The 19,557-nt window shown below is 71.1% G+C and carries 19 protein-coding genes and 2 tRNA genes; 11 read left to right on the top strand and 10 right to left on the bottom strand.

What is annotated here, in order from left to right; translation table 11 throughout:
- Nucleotides 1-5: 5 nt before the first annotated feature.
- From ehuC to RKD23_RS23825, 5 genes are all read left to right on the top strand, one after another.
- A complete protein-coding gene (gene ehuC, locus RKD23_RS23845; RefSeq protein ID WP_424855507.1) occupies nt 6-734 on the top strand; it encodes an ectoine/hydroxyectoine ABC transporter permease subunit EhuC in 729 nt (242 codons plus the stop codon).
- Nucleotides 731-1,375, top strand: coding sequence for an ectoine/hydroxyectoine ABC transporter permease subunit EhuD (ehuD, locus tag RKD23_RS23840; protein ID WP_424855506.1), 645 nt, complete (start codon nt 731-733; stop codon nt 1,373-1,375). Before ehuC ends, ehuD begins: the two co-directional genes overlap by 4 nt.
- Nucleotides 1,365-2,198 carry an ectoine/hydroxyectoine ABC transporter ATP-binding protein EhuA gene (gene ehuA / locus RKD23_RS23835; protein ID WP_424855505.1) on the top strand — a complete coding sequence of 278 codons (834 nt, stop codon included), beginning with the start codon at nt 1,365-1,367 and terminating at the stop codon, nt 2,196-2,198. Before ehuD ends, ehuA begins: the two co-directional genes overlap by 11 nt.
- A 228-nt stretch (nt 2,199-2,426) precedes the next feature.
- Nucleotides 2,427-3,185 (top strand): IclR family transcriptional regulator, encoded by a 759-nt coding sequence (locus tag RKD23_RS23830; protein ID WP_424855504.1) that lies wholly within the window; start codon nt 2,427-2,429, stop codon nt 3,183-3,185.
- 100 nt (nt 3,186-3,285) lie between these two features.
- Nucleotides 3,286-3,359 (top strand) — tRNA-Lys (locus RKD23_RS23825).
- A gap of 46 nt (nt 3,360-3,405) precedes the next feature.
- On the opposite strand, the gene RKD23_RS23820 is transcribed toward RKD23_RS23825, so the two are convergent.
- The 4 genes from RKD23_RS23820 to RKD23_RS23805 form a co-directional block, all read right to left on the bottom strand.
- Nucleotides 3,406-3,858: a hypothetical protein gene (locus RKD23_RS23820; protein ID WP_424855503.1), complete on the bottom strand. Its 453-nt coding sequence runs from the start codon at nt 3,856-3,858 to the stop codon at nt 3,406-3,408.
- 105 nt (nt 3,859-3,963) lie between these two features.
- Nucleotides 3,964-4,569: a lytic polysaccharide monooxygenase auxiliary activity family 9 protein gene (locus RKD23_RS23815; protein WP_424855502.1), complete on the bottom strand. Its 606-nt coding sequence runs from the start codon at nt 4,567-4,569 to the stop codon at nt 3,964-3,966.
- A 100-nt stretch (nt 4,570-4,669) separates the two neighbouring features.
- Nucleotides 4,670-5,773 carry an SPFH domain-containing protein gene (locus tag RKD23_RS23810; RefSeq protein WP_424855501.1) on the bottom strand — a complete coding sequence of 368 codons (1,104 nt, stop codon included), beginning with the start codon at nt 5,771-5,773 and terminating at the stop codon, nt 4,670-4,672.
- A gap of 81 nt (nt 5,774-5,854) precedes the next feature.
- Entirely contained in the window at nt 5,855-7,180 is a 1,326-nt protein-coding gene (locus RKD23_RS23805; protein ID WP_424855500.1) for a peptidoglycan-binding protein, read from the bottom strand.
- A 186-nt stretch (nt 7,181-7,366) separates the two neighbouring features.
- Between RKD23_RS23805 and RKD23_RS23800 the strand changes: the two genes are divergently transcribed.
- From RKD23_RS23800 to RKD23_RS23790, 3 genes are all read left to right on the top strand, one after another.
- Nucleotides 7,367-7,440 (top strand) — tRNA-Lys (locus tag RKD23_RS23800).
- Nucleotides 7,441-7,673: 233 nt separating this feature from the next.
- Entirely contained in the window at nt 7,674-9,623 is a 1,950-nt protein-coding gene (locus RKD23_RS23795; RefSeq protein WP_424855499.1) for a glycosyltransferase family 2 protein, read from the top strand.
- Nucleotides 9,620-11,557 (top strand): galactose oxidase-like domain-containing protein, encoded by a 1,938-nt coding sequence (locus RKD23_RS23790; protein ID WP_424855498.1) that lies wholly within the window; start codon nt 9,620-9,622, stop codon nt 11,555-11,557. The genes RKD23_RS23795 and RKD23_RS23790 overlap by 4 nt, the downstream gene beginning before the upstream one ends.
- A gap of 63 nt (nt 11,558-11,620) precedes the next feature.
- Here the strand turns inward: RKD23_RS23790 and RKD23_RS23785 are convergent, their stop codons facing one another.
- The 4 genes from RKD23_RS23785 to RKD23_RS23770 form a co-directional block, all read right to left on the bottom strand.
- Nucleotides 11,621-12,631 carry a glycoside hydrolase family 6 protein gene (locus RKD23_RS23785; RefSeq protein WP_424855497.1) on the bottom strand — a complete coding sequence of 337 codons (1,011 nt, stop codon included), beginning with the start codon at nt 12,629-12,631 and terminating at the stop codon, nt 11,621-11,623.
- Nucleotides 12,632-12,745: 114 nt separating this feature from the next.
- Nucleotides 12,746-13,408, bottom strand: a complete 663-nt coding sequence (locus tag RKD23_RS23780) for a class F sortase (RefSeq protein WP_404036189.1) — start codon at nt 13,406-13,408, stop codon at nt 12,746-12,748.
- 5 nt (nt 13,409-13,413) lie between these two features.
- Nucleotides 13,414-13,974 (bottom strand): hypothetical protein, encoded by a 561-nt coding sequence (locus tag RKD23_RS23775; RefSeq protein ID WP_424855496.1) that lies wholly within the window; start codon nt 13,972-13,974, stop codon nt 13,414-13,416.
- A gap of 143 nt (nt 13,975-14,117) precedes the next feature.
- Entirely contained in the window at nt 14,118-14,897 is a 780-nt protein-coding gene (locus RKD23_RS23770) for an HAD-IIA family hydrolase (protein WP_404036195.1), read from the bottom strand.
- A 294-nt stretch (nt 14,898-15,191) separates the two neighbouring features.
- On the opposite strand from RKD23_RS23770, the gene RKD23_RS23765 reads away from it, so the two are divergent.
- Entirely contained in the window at nt 15,192-15,320 is a 129-nt protein-coding gene (locus RKD23_RS23765) for a hypothetical protein (RefSeq protein ID WP_424855495.1), read from the top strand.
- Between the two features lie 92 nt (nt 15,321-15,412).
- On the opposite strand, the gene RKD23_RS23760 is transcribed toward RKD23_RS23765, so the two are convergent.
- Both RKD23_RS23760 and RKD23_RS23755 read right to left on the bottom strand, forming a co-directional pair.
- Nucleotides 15,413-16,012 carry a hypothetical protein gene (locus RKD23_RS23760; protein ID WP_424855494.1) on the bottom strand — a complete coding sequence of 200 codons (600 nt, stop codon included), beginning with the start codon at nt 16,010-16,012 and terminating at the stop codon, nt 15,413-15,415.
- Between the two features lie 600 nt (nt 16,013-16,612).
- Nucleotides 16,613-17,827, bottom strand: a complete 1,215-nt coding sequence (locus RKD23_RS23755) for an ROK family transcriptional regulator (RefSeq protein WP_424855493.1) — start codon at nt 17,825-17,827, stop codon at nt 16,613-16,615.
- Nucleotides 17,828-17,887: 60 nt separating this feature from the next.
- On the opposite strand from RKD23_RS23755, the gene RKD23_RS23750 reads away from it, so the two are divergent.
- Nucleotides 17,888-18,988 carry a Gfo/Idh/MocA family oxidoreductase gene (locus RKD23_RS23750; RefSeq protein ID WP_424855492.1) on the top strand — a complete coding sequence of 367 codons (1,101 nt, stop codon included), beginning with the start codon at nt 17,888-17,890 and terminating at the stop codon, nt 18,986-18,988.
- Complete coding sequence (locus RKD23_RS23745; protein ID WP_424855491.1) at nt 18,988-19,503, top strand: heme-degrading domain-containing protein; 516 nt, start codon at nt 18,988-18,990, stop codon at nt 19,501-19,503. The genes RKD23_RS23750 and RKD23_RS23745 overlap by 1 nt, the downstream gene beginning before the upstream one ends.
- The last annotated feature ends 54 nt before the right edge of the window (nt 19,504-19,557 follow it).

Genomic DNA, 19,557 nt, shown 5'->3' with positions numbered 1-19,557 from the left:
TGCCCATGGGTGACTTCTACGCATACTTCTTCGACCATCTCCCGGACGTCGGCTCCGGGCTGTGGGTGACGGTCGAGGCCACCGTGCTCGGCGCGCTCGTCGCGCTCGCGCTGTCCTTCGTCTTCGGTCTCATGGCGAACAGCGGGCCCGCGCTCGCGCGGGGGGTGTCGCGGGTCGTCGTGGAGTTCTTCCGCGGCACCTCGCTGTACGTCCAGCTGTTCTGGCTGTACTACGCCTTCCCGCTCCTGTTCGGCTACGAGCTCACCCCGCTGTTCTGCGGTGTCCTGGCCTTCGGCATGAACTACGGCGCGTACGGCTCCGAGGTGGTGCGCGGCGCGCTGAACGCCGTACCGAAGGGGCAGTGGGAGGCGGCGGTCGCGCTGAACATGACGCCGCTGCAGCGGATGCGCCGGGTGGTGCTGCCGCAGGCGTGGGTCCAGATGATCCCGTCGTTCACGAACCTGCTGATCCAGCTGCTGAAGTGCACTCCGCTGCTGTGGTTGATCACCGCGAGCGACCTGACGACGGTGGTGCAGCAGATGCGTGACCGCACCGGCGAGACGACCTGGGCCTTCGTGACGCTGCTGGTGATGTACTTCGTCCTCGCCTACGCCCTGACGCTGCTGATGAACGCCCTGGAGCGGCACGCGAAGGCCCGGCTCGGCCGGCCCGCGAACGCCCGCGCCGGCAGCGCCGCCGTGAAGGCGCCCGGCGTGCCGGGAGGTGTCCGGTGAGCTACGACTGGGACTGGGAGGCCTTCCGCGACGCGCTGCCGATCCTGCTGGAGGGTTTCCGTACGACGCTGCTGGCCACGGTGCTCGGCACGCTGGTGGCCGCCGTCCTCGGACTGGTGGTCGCGATGGCCGGGCGGGCCCCGACCCGGCTGGTGACCTGGCCGGTGCGGGCGGCCACCGAGTTCGTGCGGTCCACCCCGCTGCTGGTGCAGCTGGTCGGCGCCTACGCGATCTTCGACACCGTGGAACCGCTGACCATCGGCATCACGGTGCTCGGCATCCACTACGCCGCCTATCTGTCGGAGGTGTACCGGGCGGGCATCGACGCCGTGCCGAAGGGCCAGTGGGAGGCGTGCCGGGCGCTGTCGATGTCACCGCGCCGCACCTGGCAGGCGGTGATCCTGCCGCAGGCGGTGCGCAAGGTGCTGCCCGCGCTCGGCAACTACGGCATCGCCATGTTCAAGGAGACCCCCTTCCTGGCCGTGATCACGGTCACGGAGATGGTCGCGGAGGCCCGGGAGTACGGCGCGGACCACTTCGTCTACGCCGAGACCTTCACGCTCGCGGGCCTGATCTTCCTCGCGGCGAGCTATCCGACCTCGCTGCTGATGAGAAAGCTGGAGAGGCGCCTTGGCCACTGATCCCCTGACGAAGACGAGTCCCGACGACGAGCGCGACGCGCGGCTCCCTCAGGCGGCGGACCATCTGGTCGCCTTCGACCGGGTGGTCAAGCGCTACGGCGACCATGTCGTCCTCGACCAGCTGGACTTCACCGTCGAGCGCGGCCAGCACGTGACCCTGATCGGGCCGAGCGGCTCGGGCAAGACCACGATCCTCAGGCTGCTGATGACGCTGGAGCGGGTCAGCGACGGCATGATCCTGGTGGACGGGCAGCCGCTCACCCACATGCCGGGCCCGAGCGGCTCGCTCAGGCCGGCGAACGAGAAGTACCAGCGCGAGATCCGCAAGAAGATCGGCATGGTCTTCCAGCAGTTCAACCTGTTCCCGAACATGAGCGTGCTGCAGAACATCACGGAGGCGCCGGTCAACGTGCTCGGCATGGACCGCGCCGAGGCCGAGGACCGGGCCCGGGAGCTGCTCGGGACGGTGGGCCTGGCGGACAAGGTCACCGCGCATCCGACCCAGTTGTCCGGCGGTCAGCAGCAGCGGGTGGCGATCGCCCGGGCCCTCGCCATGCGGCCTGAGATCCTGCTGCTCGACGAGGTGACCTCGGCCCTGGACCCGGAGCTGGTGGCCGGGGTGCTCGATCTGCTGCGGGAGATCGCGCACACCACGGACATCACGCTGCTGTGCGTGACCCACGAGATGAACTTCGCCCGGGACGTCTCCGACCGCGTGATGATGTTCGACCGGGGCAAGGTCATCGAGTCCGGCCCGCCGGAGAAGCTGTTCGGCGAACCGGAGCAGGAGCGGACGCGGGAATTCCTCAGCGCGGTCCTGTGACACCGGGGCGCCGCCCGCGCCGAACCGCCGGGCGGCGTCCCCACAGTGGCCGGACACGCGACAGGCCAAGCAACTGGACTTGCTGCTGGCATATGCCAGCGGGGCATCCGCCTGCTGACGGGGCCGGAATCTCGTCAACACCCGCTCACTACAAGCCGTTTGACAGTTATCGTTGAGTGGGTCCGAGCCTCGGATCACGGCACTGAGAAGCGACCGCAGGGGGAAACCGTGGCGCTCAAGCACGAGCCGACCGCGCCGTACCACTCGGCACAGGACGCCCTGCGCGTCCTGGAGACCGTGGCACGGCACACCACCGGCGTCACCGACGCCGAACTCGCCCGCGAGACCCGCCTCGGCACGGAGCGCCTGACCAGCCTCCTGCTGATGCTGCGCCGCGAGGGCTACGTCGAGCAGGTCGCCGACGGCGCGTACGTCACCGGCGACGCGCTCGCCCGGCTGAGCTCGGCCCATCATCACGAGGAGGCCCTGCGGGAGAAGCTCCAGCAGACCCTGAACCGGCTGCGCGACTCGGTCGGCGCCGCCGTGTACATCAGCCGGTACGTCGACGGCGAGGTCAAGGTCACCCAGTACGCCGACGGCCCGGCCACGCCCGCGGTCAACGAGTGGGTGGACTTCCGCTACTCCGCGCACGCCACCGCGGTCGGCAAGAGCCTGCTGGGCCAGCTCGACCACAACGGCCGGCGCGACCATCTCTCTCGCCACAAGATGGCCCGCCTCACCTCGCGCACGATCACCAGCGACAAGCTGCTGCTGTCCCGGCTGGAGGCCCAGCCTCCGACCGTGCCCGTCCTGGACCTCCAGGAGTACGCCGTCGGCACGGTCTGCGCGGCCGTCCCGATCACCGCCGGCTCCTCGGTCGGCTGCCTCGCCCTGTCCCTGCCGGTGGAACACGCCCACCGGCTCCGCCAGGCCGCCGACACCCTCAACCGGAACGCGGCTCCCGTCCTGCTCTCCCTGGCGATCTAGCCGCTGCTCCCGGTCCCGAGGCTGGTGGTCACGAGCACCCCTCGGGACCAGGTAGTATTTTCTTCGTCGCCGGCCGCGAGAAGCGGAAGGCGAGGGTCATGCGCCGCTAGCTCAGTTGGTTAGAGCAGCTGACTCTTAATCAGCGGGTCCGGGGTTCGAGTCCCTGGCGGCGCACAGTGGAAGGGCCTCTCGCGAGAGCGAGAGGCCCTTCGGCGTTCGGTCACAGCGGCAGATACGAGGAGATCGTCGCGTAGGCCACCATGAAGCCGACGCAGAGGACGACGATCCCGCCGAGGAACACCAGGACCCCAGCGGTGCCCGCCGCAGCGAGACCGCGCCGCGGGGCCAGAGCCGTGGCCGCCACCCGCGCCCCCTCCGCGTAGCGCACGGTGACGAAGTCGCCCTCGATCACGGTGCCGGGCCCGCCCTCCTCCTCGAACCGCACGACCCGGCCGTCGCGCGCGGTGAACTCGTAGACATGGCGCAGGGCCGTACGCACCGAGGAGTCACGGCCTCCGTGCGTGGTCGTGTACACGCGCAGGCAGCGCGCCTCGGCGGTGAGCCCGCTGTTCCAGGCCGCGCGCAGCCGCAGCCAGCTGCGTACGACGAAGCAGGCCATGCCGACGGCCAGAGCCATGATCAGGGCCGGGCCCAGATAGAAGATGACGTCCATCACGCTTCCCCCGAAGTCGTGTCGGTGTTCCCCCGGCGCCGCCGTGGTCGTGGCGGCGCAGGGGGAACCTACCCGCGGGGGGAGGTGTGTTCGCTCAAGCCTTGCTCAGAACGTGACGTCCGAGCAGGCGTAGAACGCGTTGCCCGTGTCGGCGATCGTCCAGACCGCGAGGATCACGTGCCGACCGCTGAGCCCGGACGGCAGGGTCCCGCTGTGGGAGAGGGTGGACGGGGGCCGCTGACCGCCGTAGGGGACGGTCAGGAACGGGGTGAGGTTGAGGTCGGACCGGGCGAGGTTGTGGTTCTGGTTCCAGCCCGGCTTGGTGACGTAGTACTTGAAGTCGGTCGTGGCGTGCATCGCGGTGAACTGCCAGCGGAAGGTGTAGCTCTGTCCGCCGGTGACCCTGGTGGCGGGCCAGGCACCGCCGGACGGCGTGCGCGGCGAGCTGAGCGGGGCGAACTGGCCCAGGCCCGCGTTGCAGATCTGTCCGTCGGCGGGGCCGGAGCCGGGGAAGCCCTTCGGGCCCTCGACGCTCTGCGGCTCCCACTGGATCGCCCCGCAGCCGGTCACGGTGCCGTTCTGGCACAGCTTCTGCCGGCTGATGGGGAGGTCGGTGTAGCCGTGGCCGCTGGCGCCGCCGGAGGAGAGCACGAACGCTCCGGTGGTGGCGAGTCCCACCGCGGCGGCGTAGAACTTGGTCTTTTTGCGCATACTGCCGCTCCTGGAGAACGTGGGGAGTTCAGTGAGCCGTGCAGGGTAGGTCTAGACCAAGTTCGAGATTATTGCCGTGAGTTGAACATGTCCATACCAATCACGGCCCGGCTTCGCCCCGCCCCGCGCAGAACGCCACCGTCAGGTCCTTCACCAGCGCCTTGCGCTCGTAGTCGTCCAGCTCGACCAGGCCGCGTACGGTCAGCCGCGTCAGGGTGTCCTCCACCGAGTCGACCACCGACGTCAGCACGCTCGCCCGGTTCCGGGCGTCCAGCGCGGCGATCCGGCGGCGGTGCATCGCGGCCGCCACCTCCGGGGCGTACTCCACCCGCACCGGCTGCACCGAGAACACCTCCAGCCCCACCGGCGCGGCCTCCGCCGCCACCAGCCGGGTCAGGCCCTCCCCGGTCGCCGCGACCGACCCCTCCCCCGGCGTCTCCACCGGCACCCGGGCGAGCGCCGCCTCCACGCACTCGCGCAGGTACGCCTCGTGGTCCTCCACCCCGAGCACCGCCCGCGCGGTGTCCCTCACCCGCCACACCACCAGCACGACCACCCGCAGCGCGACGCCGCTCGCGTCGGCCGCGGGCATGGCCTCGCTCCTCCAGTGCCGCAGCCGTACGTCCACACGGCGGCGCAGCAGCAGCGGGTTGATCCACATCAGGCCGGTGCGCCGGACCGTGCCGCGGTAGCGGCCGAACAGGCCCAGCACCCACGCCCGGCCCGTGCGGCCGCGCGCCAGACCGCCGAAACCGACCAGGGCCAGCGCACCCGCCCCCGCGTACGCCGCCCACTGGGCCGGGCCGAGGCCCGCCGCGTGCGGCACGGGCAGGCCCAGGGCCTCCAGCGCGGTGGGGGGCAGCAGGCCCGCCCACCACGACGTGGCCGCACAGCCCGCCGCCCCGCAGGCTCCGGCCAGTACGCCCGCCGTGCCGGGCAGGACCCGGGCGGGCCGCTCCGCCAACGAGGGGTCCGGCTCCGGGAGCGGACGCGGGGTGGCTGCCGCCGGGCGGCGGACACGGGGCTGCTCTCCCGTGCCCTGTCTGCGGGCGACCACCGCGGGCTTCAGCGGCAGGAGTTCCGGGTCCGGGTCGTCCCGGAAGAGGAGGTGGACGGGGATCTCGGTCGTCGACTCGTTCTGGATCAGCCGGGCGGGCCTCGACGGGCCCTCCGATTCCGGGGTCTGTGGAGTGGTCGTGGTCATGCTTGCCTCCAGCCTCCGCGCCAGATGCGTCATGGGTGTGCCGCGGCCCGCGGATGCGGGCCGTATGTGGCTGTCGCGCCCCTAGAGGGCGAACAGGCGACGCCACGTCTCCGGGCCCGGGTAGCCGTCCGCGGACGCTCCCCTCCAGCCCTGGGCCCGCTGGAACGCCTCGACCGCCCTGCGGTCCGCCTCGCCCCATCGCGGGGTCGGGCCCGTGGTGTAGTACCTGCCGAACCCTTTCTGCACGAGCTGCCGGCCCAGCAGCGTGACCTGGGGGCTGACCGCTCCGGGGCGGAACACCGCCCGGCCGGGGAAGGGCGGGACCCTCGGCACGGAGGGGGCCGGGGGGCCTGCCGCGCCGGTGGCGATGTCACGGCCCCCGCCCGTCGTCAGCAGCGCCCAGGTGCGGGGCCCCGGCAGGCCGTCCGCGTCGGCGCCGGTCCAGCCCTGGGCCAGCTGGAAGGCGCGGGTCGCCCTGCGGTCGGCGTCCGACCAGCGGGGGCCGGGGCCGGAGGTGTAGTAGGAGCGCGCGCCGCGTTCCACGAGCATGCGGCCGAGGAGCGTGACGTACTCGTTGTTCGCACCGGGGCCGAAGGACGCCGCTCCCGGGTACGGCGTCCGCGCCTGGGGCACCGGCTCCGGCACGGGCTCCGGCTCGGAGCCGCCCGTGGCCGGGATCAGCCCCTTGTACCGGTAGGCGAGGTACTGGCCGGAGTGGCTCCAGTAGGCGTACGGGGTGGCCTGCCTGCGCGCGTGCGGGCGGGTCGCCTCGTAGGCGATGTAGTAGCTGTGGGTGTAGTCCGTCCAGCCGCCGAAGAGGACGACGTGCGAGCCGCTCTGCGGGCTCACCGGATTGTGGAAGAGCAGGATGTCGCCGGGCTGCAGGTCCTCCTTGGCGATGCGGTCGCCGAAGCGGCCGAGGGTGCCGGTCCATTCGTTGCCCGGCAGGTTCCAGGCCATCGACACGAAGCCCGAGCAGTCCTGCCGGTAACCGTCGGACCAGTAGGCGGTCATGCTGTACGGCACCTGCGCCGCGACCCACTTCTTCGCGCGGTTGATGATCTCCGCGCGCGTGATCGGGGGCGCCTCGGTGACGGTCGAGCCCTGGGCGGGGCGGCCCGCCGGGCCGTGCAGCGGGGCGGCGCTGCCCTGCGGGGTGTCGGGCTCGTCACCTGCGGGAACGCCGGGGCGCTGGGCGGTGTCGGGAGCGGCGGCGGCCGGCAGGGCGTGGGCCCCGCCGAGGGCGGCGGTGGCGACCGTGGTCACCGCGAGCACCCGATGGGCGGCCGGGTGGCCCGCCGCCCCGGGACGCGGTGGGAGACGCTGCCGGGCGAGGGCGCAGCCGGGGCAGTCGCAATCGCTCGCGGGATCGAATTCCTCGAAAACCGGAGTCTCCGGAGGCTCCATGCGATTCCCCTCACACTCCAGGTGGAAATGTCCAGGCCTGTGCACATGGAGCAGTTTCCCAACCCGCTTATGGGTGCGCATGTTGACGGTCCGAATGGTGTACGCGCGCCCGTTCGGGGTAGATCGCCTGGTTCCGGGTGGTCGGAAGCACCGCCGGAGGTCATGTAAAGTTGTCGACGTCAGCAGGCGCCGCTAGCTCAGTTGGTTAGAGCAGCTGACTCTTAATCAGCGGGTCCGGGGTTCGAGTCCCTGGCGGCGCACAGACGAAGAAGAAGGCCCCTCGCAGCAGCGGGGGGCCTTCTTCCGTTCCGGTACCGGTACCGGTGCCGAGGGGTGCATCATGCAACCGGAAGGTCCGGGTTCCCTGTCTATAAGGTGTGCACGACGTGGGATCCAGGCCCACCACACACACGCCTTGTGCAGGTCGAGGGGGACCGTCACCAGGCGAAAGGACCGACATACACGCAGTGACTCGCGTGTGGGGGGATGACTCATGACGTCGACGCCGACGGGCGCCGGGCAGAACTCCGACCCGTCACAGACCACCCAGCTCCGGGTGCCGTGGCATCGAACGGGCAACACCGGCGCCTTCCGCCGGATCAAGACGACACTGCCGCGCTACGACTACGAGCACTACAGCCGGCTCTCAGGGCCCCTCACCCAGCCGGACCCGAACAAGCCGTACAGGGTGCAGTACCGCTCGCTGATATCCCAGGAGCCGCACCGCATCCGGGTGGCCCTGATGCTGGCGGCGGCTCCTGTGCTCTCGCTGGTCCTGCTGTTCTGGCTGCTGCAGCCGGAGCACTGGACGGAACGTGACTATCCGGCCTACGACTTCCTGCCGGCCCTCGACGTCGTCATGCTCGTCTCGATCGGTCTGATCGAGTTCTTCCGCTGCATGAACGTTCTGTCGAACGCGCACGCCACGCTCGTCGCCCGCGACCCGATCCCCGTCGTCCCCGAGACCGGCACCCGGGTCGCCTTCCTGACCTCCTTCGTGCCCGGCAAGGAGCCGCTGGAGATGGTGACCAAGACCCTGGAAGCGGCCGTCAAGCTGCGCCACCGGGGCCTGATGCACGTATGGCTGCTCGACGAGGGCGACGACCCGGCCGTCAAGGAGGTCTGCGCGCGCCTCGGCGTGCACCACTTCTCCCGCAAGGGCGTCGCCAAGTGGAACCAGGCCAAGGGCCCGCACCGCGCCAAGACCAAGCACGGAAACTACAACGCCTGGCTGGAAGCCCACGGCGACGACTACGACTTCTTCGCCTCCGTCGACACCGACCACGTCCCCATGCCCAACTACCTGGAGCGGATGCTGGGCTTCTTCCGCGACCCGGACGTCGGCTTCGTCATCGGCCCGCAGGTGTACGGCAACTACGACTCGTTCGTCACCAAGGCCGCCGAGTCGCAGCAGTTCCTCTTCCACGCCCTCATCCAGCGCGCGGGCAACAAGTACGGCGCCCCGATGTTCGTCGGCACCTCCAACGCCGTACGCATCAAGGCGCTGAAGCAGATCGGCGGTCTGTACGACTCGATCACCGAGGACATGGCGACCGGCTTCGAGATCCACCGCCACAAGAACCCGGCGACGGGCAACAAGTGGCGCTCGGTGTACACGCCGGACGTGCTCGCGGTCGGCGAGGGGCCGAGCGCCTGGACGGACTTCTTCACCCAGCAGATGCGCTGGTCGCGAGGGACGTACGAGACGATCCTCAAGCAGTTCTGGAAGGGCTGGGGCACGATGCCGCCCGGCAAGCTCTTCAACTACACGATGATGATCATCTTCTACCCGATCTCGGCCCTGAACTGGATCCTGGCGGCCCTGAGCTGTGCGCTGTTCCTTGGCCTGGGCGCCTCGGGTGTGAACATCGACCCGACCGTGTGGCTGATGCTGTACGGCAACGCCTCGGCGCTGCAGATCGGCCTGTACATCTGGAACCGGCGGCACAACGTCTCCCCGCACGAGCCGGAGGGCTCCGGCGGTGTGGCCGGCATGGTGATGTCCGCGCTGTCCGCGCCGCTGTACGCCAAGGCGCTGATCGACTCGGCTCTGCGCCGCAAGAGCAAGTTCGTGGTCACGCCCAAGGGCGACTCGGCGAGCCCGGACCGCTGGTTCGGGACGTTCCGGTACCACTGGTACTTCATCCTGATCTTCGGTGGCTCGATCGCCGCCGGCTTCGTCTTCGGCCACTCCCACCCCGCGATGATCATCTGGGCGTCCTTCGCGCTGCTGATCACCGCCGCGCCGATCTTCGTCTGGCGCTACGAACTGCGCCGGGAGAGGAAGAAGCCCGCCGTGAACGCGGCCGCCGACCTGCCCGTACAGGACGCCGTACCCGCCTCGGCCCCCGCGCACGGGGTGCCGCACCAGCAGCGGTGGGCCGCCTCCGGCGGAGGCACCGACCAGACCATGCAGATCGCCCTTGGGGGACGTAAGGAATGAAGGACCGTGCAGGCCGCCGTCGCGCCCGTCGACTCGCGATAGGCACGGCGGTGGTACTCGCGCTGGCCGGGACGAACGGGCCGTGGCTCTACCGCTTCAGCACCGAGAAGTACCACCAGTACCAGATCAACAAATCCGAGTACAAAGCCGAGAACGGCCACTGGGAGATCATCGATTTCCCGGAGGAGTACCGGCAGAACACCATTCACGCGGCGCTGCTGCACACCGGCAAGATCCTGCTGGTCGCGGGCTCCGGCAACAACCAGGACAACTTCGACGCGAAGCAGTTCGACACCCGGATCTGGGACCCGGTCAAGGGCACGATCAAGAAGGTGCCGACCCCGAGCGACCTGTTCTGCACCGGCCACACGCAGCTCGCCAACGGCAATCTGCTGATCGCGGGCGGCACCAAGCGGTACGAGAAGCTCAAGGGCGATGTCACCAAGGCCGGCGGCCTGATGATCGTCCACAACGAGAACCCGGACAAGCCGATCACGCTGCCCGCCGGCACCAAGTTCACCGGCAAGCGCAACGGCAAGACGTTCGTCTCCAAGGACCCGGTGCTGGTGCCGCGCGCGAAGAAGGTCTTCGACCCGGTGACGGGCGAGTTCGTGCGCAACGACCCGGGCCTCGGCCGGATCTACGTCGAGGCGCAGAAGAGCGGCGCCGAGTACGAGACGGGCACCCAGGACAACTACCGGGTGCAGGGGCTCAGCGGGGCGGATGCCAGGAACACGTACGGCATCGCGCAGAAGCTGGCGTTGGACAAGAAGGACTTCCAGGGCATCCGGGACGCCTACGAGTTCGATCCGGTCGCCGAGAAGTACATCAAGGTCGACCCGATGAACGAGGCCCGCTGGTACCCGACGCTCACCACGCTGAGCGACGGGAAGGTCCTCAGTGTGTCCGGGCTCGACGACATCGGGCAGTTGGTGCCGGGCAAGAACGAGGTGTTCGACCCGAAGACCAAGGACTGGTCCTACACCGGCACCATGCGTCAGTTCCCGACGTACCCGGCGCTGTTCCTGATGCAGAACGGGAAGCTGTTCTACTCGGGGTCCAACGCGGGCTACGGGCCCGACGACGTGGGGCGTGAGCCCGGTGTCTGGGACGTGGACACCAACAAGTTCACCAAGATCCCCGGGCTGAGCGACGCCGACCGGATGGAGACGTCCGGCACGGTGCTGCTGCCTCCGGCGCAGGACGAGAAGTACATGGTCGTCGGTGGCGGCGGGGTCGGCGAGTCCAAGGAGTCGAGCAACAGGACGCGGATCGTCGATCTCAAGGCGGATCAGCCGAAGTTCGTGGACGGGCCCACGCTGGAGAAGGGGACCCGGTATCCGCAGACGTCGATCCTGCCGGACGACTCCGTGCTGGTGTCGGGCGGTTCGGAGGACTACCGCGGGCGCGGGGACTCCAACATCCTTCAGGCGCGGCTCTATCACCCGGACACGAACTCGTTCGAGCAGGTCGCCGATCCGCTGGTGGGGCGCAACTACCACTCCGGGTCGATTCTGCTGCCCGACGGGCGGGTGATGTTCTTCGGGTCGGACTCGTTGTACGCGGACAAGGCGAACACGAAGCCGGGGGAGTTCGAGCAGCGGATCGAGATCTACACGCCGCCGTATCTCTACCGAGGGGCTCGGCCGTCCCTGTCCGGGGGGCCCGAGAGCATCGCGCGGGGTGAGTCGGGGACGTTCACCTCGGCGCAGGCCTCTGCCATCAAGAAGGTGCGGTTGATTCGGCCTTCGGCCTCCACGCATGTGACCGATGTGGATCAGCGGTCGATCGAGCTGGACTTCGGCGTGGAGGGGGACAAGGTGACTGTCACCGTGCCTGAGAATCGGAATCTGGTGCAGGCTGGGTGGTACATGCTGTTTGTGACCGATGGGGAAGGGGTGCCGTCTCAGGCGCAGTGGGTTCGGGTTCCCTAGCGTTTGATGGCGGGTGCGGGAACTGCGTGGTTGCTCGCGCAGTTCCCCGCGCCCCTTAGGGCATCAGCCTCGCGCCAACCCAAGAGCGTAAGCCGCCCACCACTCCCCCGCCTTCGGGCCGCCCTTGCATTCGCCGTCCGACTCTCCTGGGCGCTTCACCCACAGGTAGGCGTCGACGAGAGGGTCGGCCGTCTTGGTGGTCGGGGCTTCGCCCAGGGCGCGGCCCGGGGGGTTGCACCAGCGTTCCGACTCCTCGCCCTCGGTGTAGGGGCCGTTGCCGTTGCGGCTGGTGTCGATGACGAAGGGCTTGTCGCCGACCTTGGCGGAGAGTTGCTTGCCGTAGGCGATGGAGGCGTCGGTGGTGTAGAAGTTCGAGACGTTCACCGCGAAGCCGTCGGCCTTGTCGATGCCGGCCCACTTCAGGGGCTCGTGGATCTGGTCCGGGTGGCCCCAGCCGGCGTTGCCCGCGTCCAGGTAGACCTTGGTGTTCGGCAGGGCGGTGAGCTTGTCGATGGCGTACTCGAGGAGGTCGTAGCGCTCCTCGTGGAACTCGTCCGGGGTGCACCCGTCGACCAGGTGCAGGACGGCGTCCGGTTCGAGGACGACCGTCGCGGAGCGGTCCTCGATGCCCTGGGCGACGCCGTCGATCCACGCGCGGTAGGTGTCGCCGTCGGCGGCGCCGCCACCGGAGTACTGGCCGCAGTCGCGGTGCGGGATGTTGTAGAGGACGAGGAGGGCCGTGCGGTCGGCCTTCGCGGCGGCCTCGGTGAAGCCGCGGGCCTCCTTCTCGGGGTCCTCGGGGCTGATCCACTCGCCGGTCGGCTGCTGCGCGATCTTGCGGATCTGGCCGGCCTCGGCCTTCTTGCCGTCCTTCTCGTACGCGGCGACCTGGTCGACCGCGTTGCCGTCCGGGTTGACCCAGAACGGCGTGATGTTCTTGGGCTGTTGGGTGATGCGTATGTCGGCCTTGTCCGGCTCGTCCTTGCCGTCGGAGGAGCACCCCGCGACCAGCAGTGCCGCCCCCAGCACCGCCACGGTCGCCCGTACTCCGGCCGCCCCCCTGCTGCCGTACATCCAGCTCCCCCTCGACAGTGCAGTGTTTCAAGGCTCAATCCTGACATAGGCGCGGGGACGCCTTGGAGGTCGTCCGGCTCGATGTCAGAGACCTGTTACCCCCCGAACGTCCGCTCAGACGCCGGTGCCGGTGAGGTACGCCGACACCACCACGTTGGCGGTGTAGCTGCGGCTGGCCCGGTCGAAGGTGCCGCCGCAGGTGATGAGGCGCAGTTCGGCGCGGCCGTCCTGGCGGGGGCCGTAGGCCTGGGCCGCGTCGAAGCGGTCGCGGGCGATGACGTCGACGTCGTCGACGGTGAACTCGGCGACCGTGCCGTCGTCCCGGATCACCCGGACCGTCTCGCCCGGCTGGAGGGCGCTGACCTTGTAGAAGACGGCCGGGCGGGTCTCGGTGTCGACATGGCCGACGAGGAGGGCCGCGCCGGGAGCACCCGGTGCGGCTCCGGCCGCGTACCAGCCGACGACACCGGCCTGGTCGTACGGCGGCGGCTCGACGGCCCCCTCGCGGTCCAGGCCGCGGGCGACGACGGGGGCCTGGATGCCGAGGCCGGGGATGTCGACGCGCTGCGGCAGGGCGTCGCCGAGGGGTTTCACCGCGGGCGGCAGTCTGTCGTGGGGAGGGCGGCCGACGGCGGCCATGTCGCCGGTGGTGGGGGCGGACGTGTGGTGGCCGTCGGTGATCCCGTGGCCCCACAGCCACAGGCCGAGGAGCAGGACCGTCCAGGCCAGGCCGGTCAGCAGCCGGCCCGTCCCGGAGGGGTGTTCATGACCGGACACGGCGGTCACTTCCGTCCGCGGCTCCGCCGAGCCTCGGAGGTCTTGCCGGACCGCGCGAAACCGAGGGCGCGGGGCAGCAGGACGACGGCCAAGGCGGCGGCGCCGGCGAGGACCAGTCCGGTCACCGCCTGGGCGGTGCCGGGTCCGGTGGTGCGGGCGTCGACGGGGGAGGCGAGGTGCGCCGCACCGCCGCCGCCCGCGCGGACGGGCGCGATCGGGGAGGCGGGGGCGGACGGGTGGGTGGCGACGGTGATCGAGCCCTTGCCGCGCAGGTCGCCGCAGCTGACCGTGAGGGCGTGGGAGCCGGGTTCGGCGCTCGTGCGCACCCGGGTCTCGCCGGTCAGGCTGCCTTCGCTGCCCGTGAGGCGGGCGTCGGAGACGAAGGCCGGTGAGGCGACGGTGGCGGTGCGGCCCGGACAGCCGGTGACCTTGAGGGAGACCTCGCCGCCGGGCGCCGGGGCCTGGGGCCGGATCGAGACACCTGGGTCCGCCGCGTGGGCCGCCGGGGTGGTGAGGGCGGTGAGGGCGAGGACCGCTGTGCAGAGAGTGACTCGTAGGGAACCCATCGTGAACCTCCAGTTCCCTGGAGCCTCCCCCGCGCGGCCGGACCCCGCATCCTCGAGCGGGGTCCGGTTGCTCCGAACGGGTCACTTTTCCCGGCAGAGACGTTTCAGCCAGGCCGGGTGCCGGTCAGGACGCGGAGCTCCGCCTAGATCCGCTCGACGAGGTCCGCGATCGAGTCGACGATCTTCGACGGGCGGTACGGGAAGTTCTCGACCTGGTCGGGCCGGGTCAGGCCGGTCAGCACCAGGAAGGTCTGCATGCCCGCCTCCATGCCGGCCAGGACGTCGGTGTCCATACGGTCGCCGATCATGGCGCTGTTCTCGGAGTGGGCGCCGATGGCGTTCAGGCCGGTGCGCATCATCAGCGGGTTCGGCTTGCCCGCGAAGTACGGCTGCTTCCCGGTCGCCTTGGTGATCAGCGCGGCCACGGCACCGGTCGCCGGGAGCGGGCCCTCGGTGGAGGGGCCGGTCTCGTCGGGGTTGGTGCAGATGAAGCGGGCCCCGTCGTTGATGAGGCGGACCGCCTTGGTCATGGCCTCGAAGGAGTAGGTGCGGGTCTCGCCGAGGACGACGTAGTCGGGCTCGTGGTCGGTGAGGACGTACCCGATGTCGTGCAGCGCGGTGGTCAGGCCCGCCTCACCGATGACGTACGCGGTGCCGCCGGGGCGCTGGTCGTCCAGGAACTTGGCCGTGGCGAGGGCGGAGGTCCAGATGTTCTCCACCGGCACGTCCAGGCCCATCCGCTTGAGCCGGGCGTGCAGGTCGCGCGGGGTGTAGATGGAGTTGTTGGTCAGCACCAGGAAGGGCCTGCCGGACTCCCGCAGCTTCTTCAGGAAGGAGTCGGCGCCGGGGATCGGGACGCCCTCGTGGATCAGGACGCCGTCCATGTCGGTGAGCCACGACTCGATGGGCTTGCGGTCTGCCATGTGCTTCGGTCTCCTGGCGTTGCGTACGAGCGGAACGATGCGTACGAGCGGAACGGGGGCGCCGGAACCACGGCGTACCGACGCCCCCAAGATTAGTCAGGAGCCGCTGATTCGTACCCCGTCGATCACCCAGTACCAGTTGTTGCCGCCGGTGTAGCGGAAGCGGACGCGGGCGGTGGTCGCGCCGGGCGGGACCTGGAGGGGGACGGTCTCGGTGCGGGAGGGGACGTCGGCGGTGTAGGTGCGGACGAGGAGGCCGGACGGGATGCCGGTCTCGTCGGTGCGGGTGCGCAGTTGGGCGCGCGGGGCGTCGAAGTCGTCCGGCTGCGGCTGCTGGAGCGGGCGGCCGTGCAGGAAGGTCTGGCGTTCGGGGACGTGGAGCCGCCGTGGCCGCTCGCGTCGGTGTGGTCGGCCAACTGGTGAACGCGGTCAAGTCCCGCTCCACGTACGGCGGCGAGGACTGGCTGACCATGGTCGGACGGGGCGTGACCGCCGCCCGCAGGGCCGGGCTCCCGTCAGCGGCCGTTCCTGCGGTGTCGCAGCGCGGCTCCCGTGGCCAGCAGCAGGGCCGCGGTCGCGAGGGCGGCGGGCAGCGCGGCGGGTCCGGTGCGGGCGAGCTCTCCTACGGAGGGGAGGCGGTCGGAGCGGGGGGCAGTGGGAGGGGACGGGGCCGTCGGATCGGTGGGGTCGGTGGAGCCGCTGGAATCCGTGGGGTCGGTGGCGTCCGTGGAATCCGTGGCGTCCGGGTCGGTGCCGATGGTGAAGCGGTAGTCGTTCGAGTGGCCGACCCAGTCCCCGTCGTCGTCCCGGCGCTGTACGACGGCCGCGGTGGCGGTGACCTCGTTCGGCACGGTGCCCTCGGCGAGCGCGAGCCGCACCTTCACCGTGAGCGTCCTTCCCGGACCCACGCTGAACCCCGGGAATTTCGCGGCGTCGTCGGCGAACGCCCCGACCAGCTCGTCCTCGTCGGTGACCTCGAACCGCACCGGGTGCGGGCGGCCTCCGGCGTAGAAGTCGAGGCGCGGCTGGCCCGGGCGCAGGGCACGTTCCTCGTCGGTCAGCACGACCACCGGGTGAATGCCGGTGCAGATGCGGTCGGTCGTGTTGGTCAGCACCAGCGACCACACACCTGGTGCCCCGCCCGGTTCATAGGTGCCGGGGCCGCCATGGATACGGGTGGTGAGGGGAAAGGCACGCCCCTCCTGCGCAGCACACGCCGGGCCGGCCTCGACGGCGTGTGCGGGGGCCGGCACACCGAGAAGCCCGGCGGCGGCTGTGACTGTGGCTGCGGCTGCCGCGAGGCGGAGGGCGAGGGGTGAGGGCGGGGACATTCGTCGCATGAACACATGAGCATGACGGGCGGGGTGGGGGCGGAACGGGTGCCGCACCGTGGGGGTGGGCGAGTGCGCTCGGTCGGGGGAGGGGGTTGCTGTAGGTGGAGGAGGAGGGGTTGCGGTGGGTTGGGCGGCACCCTCCGCGAATGGCCGGCCGGGGGCGGAGGCAGCTTGCCGTGCAGGGGCCGGTTTGTGTGCCTCAGGCGCCGGGGCGAGGAGCAGTTGGGCTGGGTCCGTCCCAAGTGCCGCCAGGGCGGGACAGCTGCCGCATGGGGGCCCGTTTGCCTGCCTCAGGCACCGAGGCGAGGAGCAGTTCGGCGGGGTCCGTCCCAAGTGCCGCCAGGGCGGGTCAGCTGCCGCACAGGGGCCGGTTTCGGCCTCTCAGCCGTCGGCCCGGCCGAAGAGGGGGGCCAGGAGCAGTTGGGCCGCGCCCTCCGCGACGCCGCGGGTGCCGCCGGGGGCGAGGCGGACGCGGACCGGGGAGCCGGGGCCGCCGCCGCGCCGGGCGTGGGCGTCGAGGACCGCGCCGACACCTCGTACGAAGGCGTCGGGCGCGGCGGCGACGGTACGGCCGCCGAGCAGCACGAGGTCGATGTCCAGCAGCCCGACGACGTTGGCGGCCCCGACCCCGAGCACCCGGGCCGCCTCGGCGACCTCGCCGCGGGCGACGGCGTCCAGGCACAGCACCTCGACGCAGCCGCGGTTGCCGCAGGGGCAGGGCGGGCCGTCGAGGGCGACGACCTGGTGGCCGAACTCCCCCGCCCCGGTGCGGACACCCCGGTGCACGGCCCCGCCGATGACCAGGCCGGCCCCCAGTCCCGTACCGAGGTGGAGATAGGCAAAGGACCCGCCCTCACCGGACGCGGCGAGCCCGAGGGCGGCCGCGTTGGTGTCCTTGTCCACGACCACCGGCACCCCGAGCCGAGCCGCGAGCGCGTCCCGCAACGGAAACCCGTCCCACTCCGGGAACCCGGTGACGCGGTGCAGCACGCCGCGGGTGTGGTCGAGGGGGCCGGGCAGGGCGACCCCGAGCCCGAGGAGGGTGGGCCTGTCGGCGAGGGACTCCACCTCGGCCAGCGCGGCCGCCTCCCGGCCCACCGCCTCCAGGACGGCCTCGGCACCCGCGCCCAGGTCCAGAGCCGTACGCCGCTCCCCCACCACCGCCCCCGCGAGGTCGACCAGCACCGCGCGCAGCTCGTCACGGTCGAGGTGGATGCCGATCGCGTGCCCGGCCCCGGGCACCAGCCGCAGGACCGTACGAGGCTTGCCTCCCGTGGAGGCCCTGCGCCCGGCCTCCTCCGCCAGCCCGTCCTCCCGCAACCGCGCGGTGATCTTGCTGACGGCCTGCGGGGTCAGTCCCGTCCGCTCGGCCAGCTCCAGCCGACTGATCCCGTCCCTCCCGGCCGCCCGCAGGAGCCCGAGCACGAGCGCGGCGTTGTGACTGCGCAGGGCGGGCAGGTTCACCCCGGCAGCACGGCGTGCTCCGCCGACCCGACCGACCGTTCCTGGAGTTTGCTGCACACCAGCCCCCTCAAAGCCACTCACCCCGCCCGCGACGACGCCACCCCCTCCATCCACACCCGTCTCCCCCCTCATAACACCCCCCATTCTCCCCCGCGCTTGCACTTTGGCAACAGCGTTGCGAAAGTGGGCTGCATGACTGGTCGCACTCCTCCCCTCGGCAGCTCCTCCGCCCCCCTGCGCGTGGGCCTCGTCGGATACGGCCTGGCCGGGTCCGTGTTCCACGCCCCGTTGATCGCGGCCACCGAGGGCCTCGCTCTCGACACGGTCGTCACCTCGAACCCCGAGCGGCAGGAGCAGGCGCGTGCCGAGTTCCCGGACGTACGCGTCGCCGCGAGTGCGGACGACCTCCTCGCCCGCGCCGACGAGCTGGACCTCGTCGTGATCGCCTCGCCCAACAAGACGCACGTCCCGCTGGCCACGGCCGCTCTCAAGACGGGCCTCCCCGTCGTGGTGGACAAGCCGATCGCCGGCACCGCGGCGGAGGCGCGCGAGCTGGCGGCGCTCGCCGAGGAGCGCGGCCTGCTGCTGTCCGTGTTCCAGAACCGCCGCTGGGACAACGACTTCCTCACCCTGCGGGCCCTGATGGAGGACGGCGAGCTGGGCGACGTATGGCGCTTCGAGTCCCGCTTCGAGCGCTGGCGCCCGCAGCTCAAGGGCGGCTGGCGGGAGTCCGGCGACCCGGCGGAGATCGGCGGACTGCTGTACGACCTCGGCAGCCATGTCGTCGACCAGGCGCTGGTCCTCTTCGGCCCGGCCACCCACGTGTACGCCGAGTCGGACGTCCGGCGCGCGGGCGCGCAGGCCGACGACGACACCTTCATCGCGATCACGCACGCCGGCGGCGTCCGCTCCCACCTGTACGTCTCGGCGACCACCGCCCAGCTCGGCCCCCGCTTCCGGGTCCTCGGCTCGCAGGCCGGTTACGTCAAGTACGGCCTGGACCCGCAGGAGGCGGCCCTGCGCGAGGGCGCCCGCCCCGGCGACGGCACCGAGTGGGGCACGGAGCCCGAGGCGATGTGGGGCGGCCTCGGCTCCGGGGAGTCCCCGCTGACCGGCGGCGGCCGCCCCGTGCCGACCCTGCCCGGCGACTACCCGGCGTACTACGCTGCCGTCGCCGCCGCCCTGCGCGACGGCGCCCCGAACCCGGTGACCGCTCTGGAGGCGGCCGCCGCCCTCGACGTACTGGAAGCGGCCCGCCGTTCGGCCCGAGACGGAGTGGTGGTCTCCCTCTGATGAACACGCACAGCACGCACAAGCCGGCCATGACCCCGAAGATCACCCCCGAGCTCACCCCCGGCATCGAGGAGCTGGAGGCGCAGGAACGCCGCCTGGTCTTCCGGGAGTTCACCGCCGACGACGCCTGGCGGCTCGGCTCGCTCCTGGTGGAGCTGGCCCGCGAGCGGCAGGCGCCGGTCGCGATCGACATCCACCGCGCGGGCCAGCAGCTGTTCCACGCCGCGCTGCCGGGCGCCACGCCCGACAACGACACCTGGATCGCCCGCAAGCGCCGGGTCGTGGAGCGCTACCACTCCTCCTCCTACCTCGTCGGCGCCCGCTTCCGCGCCAAGGGCACCACCTTCGAGGACTCCTCCCGCCTGGACCCGGACGAGTACGCGGCCCACGGCGGCTCCTTCCCGATCAACGTCGAGGGCGTCGGCGTGATCGGCGCGGTGACGGTCTCGGGTCTGCCGCAGCTCCAGGACCACCGGTTCGTGGTCGAGGCGCTGGAGGAGTTCCTGAAAGTCTGACGGCCGAGGATGACTCCGGAGGGCCGGCGGCGTTGGGATGTCCGCGGGAACCGC

Origin of the sequence: Streptomyces sp. SAI-170, from assembly GCF_049739565.1 — a bacterium.
Taxonomy (GTDB): Bacteria; Actinomycetota; Actinomycetes; order Streptomycetales; family Streptomycetaceae; genus Streptomyces.
This window is presented reverse-complemented; position numbering and strand designations above follow the sequence as displayed.

Bases quoted from the DNA above. Each gene is read 5' to 3' on its own strand.
- ehuC (WP_424855507.1), top strand. From the start codon at position 6: ATGGGTGACTTCTACGCATACTTCTTCGACCATCTCCCGGACGTCGGC.
- RKD23_RS23820 (WP_424855503.1), bottom strand. From the start codon at position 3,858: ATGGACGTCATCTTCTATCTGGGCCCGGCCCTGATCATGGCTCTGGCC.
- RKD23_RS23815 (WP_424855502.1), bottom strand. From the start codon at position 4,569: ATGCGCAAAAAGACCAAGTTCTACGCCGCCGCGGTGGGACTCGCCACC.
- RKD23_RS23810 (WP_424855501.1), bottom strand. From the start codon at position 5,773: ATGACCACGACCACTCCACAGACCCCGGAATCGGAGGGCCCGTCGAGG.
- RKD23_RS23805 (WP_424855500.1), bottom strand. From the start codon at position 7,180: ATGGAGCCTCCGGAGACTCCGGTTTTCGAGGAATTCGATCCCGCGAGC.
- RKD23_RS23795 (WP_424855499.1), top strand. From the start codon at position 7,674: ATGACGTCGACGCCGACGGGCGCCGGGCAGAACTCCGACCCGTCACAG.
- RKD23_RS23790 (WP_424855498.1), top strand. From the start codon at position 9,620: ATGAAGGACCGTGCAGGCCGCCGTCGCGCCCGTCGACTCGCGATAGGC.
- RKD23_RS23785 (WP_424855497.1), bottom strand. From the start codon at position 12,631: ATGTACGGCAGCAGGGGGGCGGCCGGAGTACGGGCGACCGTGGCGGTG.
- RKD23_RS23775 (WP_424855496.1), bottom strand. From the start codon at position 13,974: ATGGGTTCCCTACGAGTCACTCTCTGCACAGCGGTCCTCGCCCTCACC.
- RKD23_RS23770 (WP_404036195.1), bottom strand. From the start codon at position 14,897: ATGGCAGACCGCAAGCCCATCGAGTCGTGGCTCACCGACATGGACGGC.
- RKD23_RS23755 (WP_424855493.1), bottom strand. From the start codon at position 17,827: ATGAGGGGGGAGACGGGTGTGGATGGAGGGGGTGGCGTCGTCGCGGGC.
- RKD23_RS23750 (WP_424855492.1), top strand. From the start codon at position 17,888: ATGACTGGTCGCACTCCTCCCCTCGGCAGCTCCTCCGCCCCCCTGCGC.
- RKD23_RS23745 (WP_424855491.1), top strand. From the start codon at position 18,988: ATGAACACGCACAGCACGCACAAGCCGGCCATGACCCCGAAGATCACC.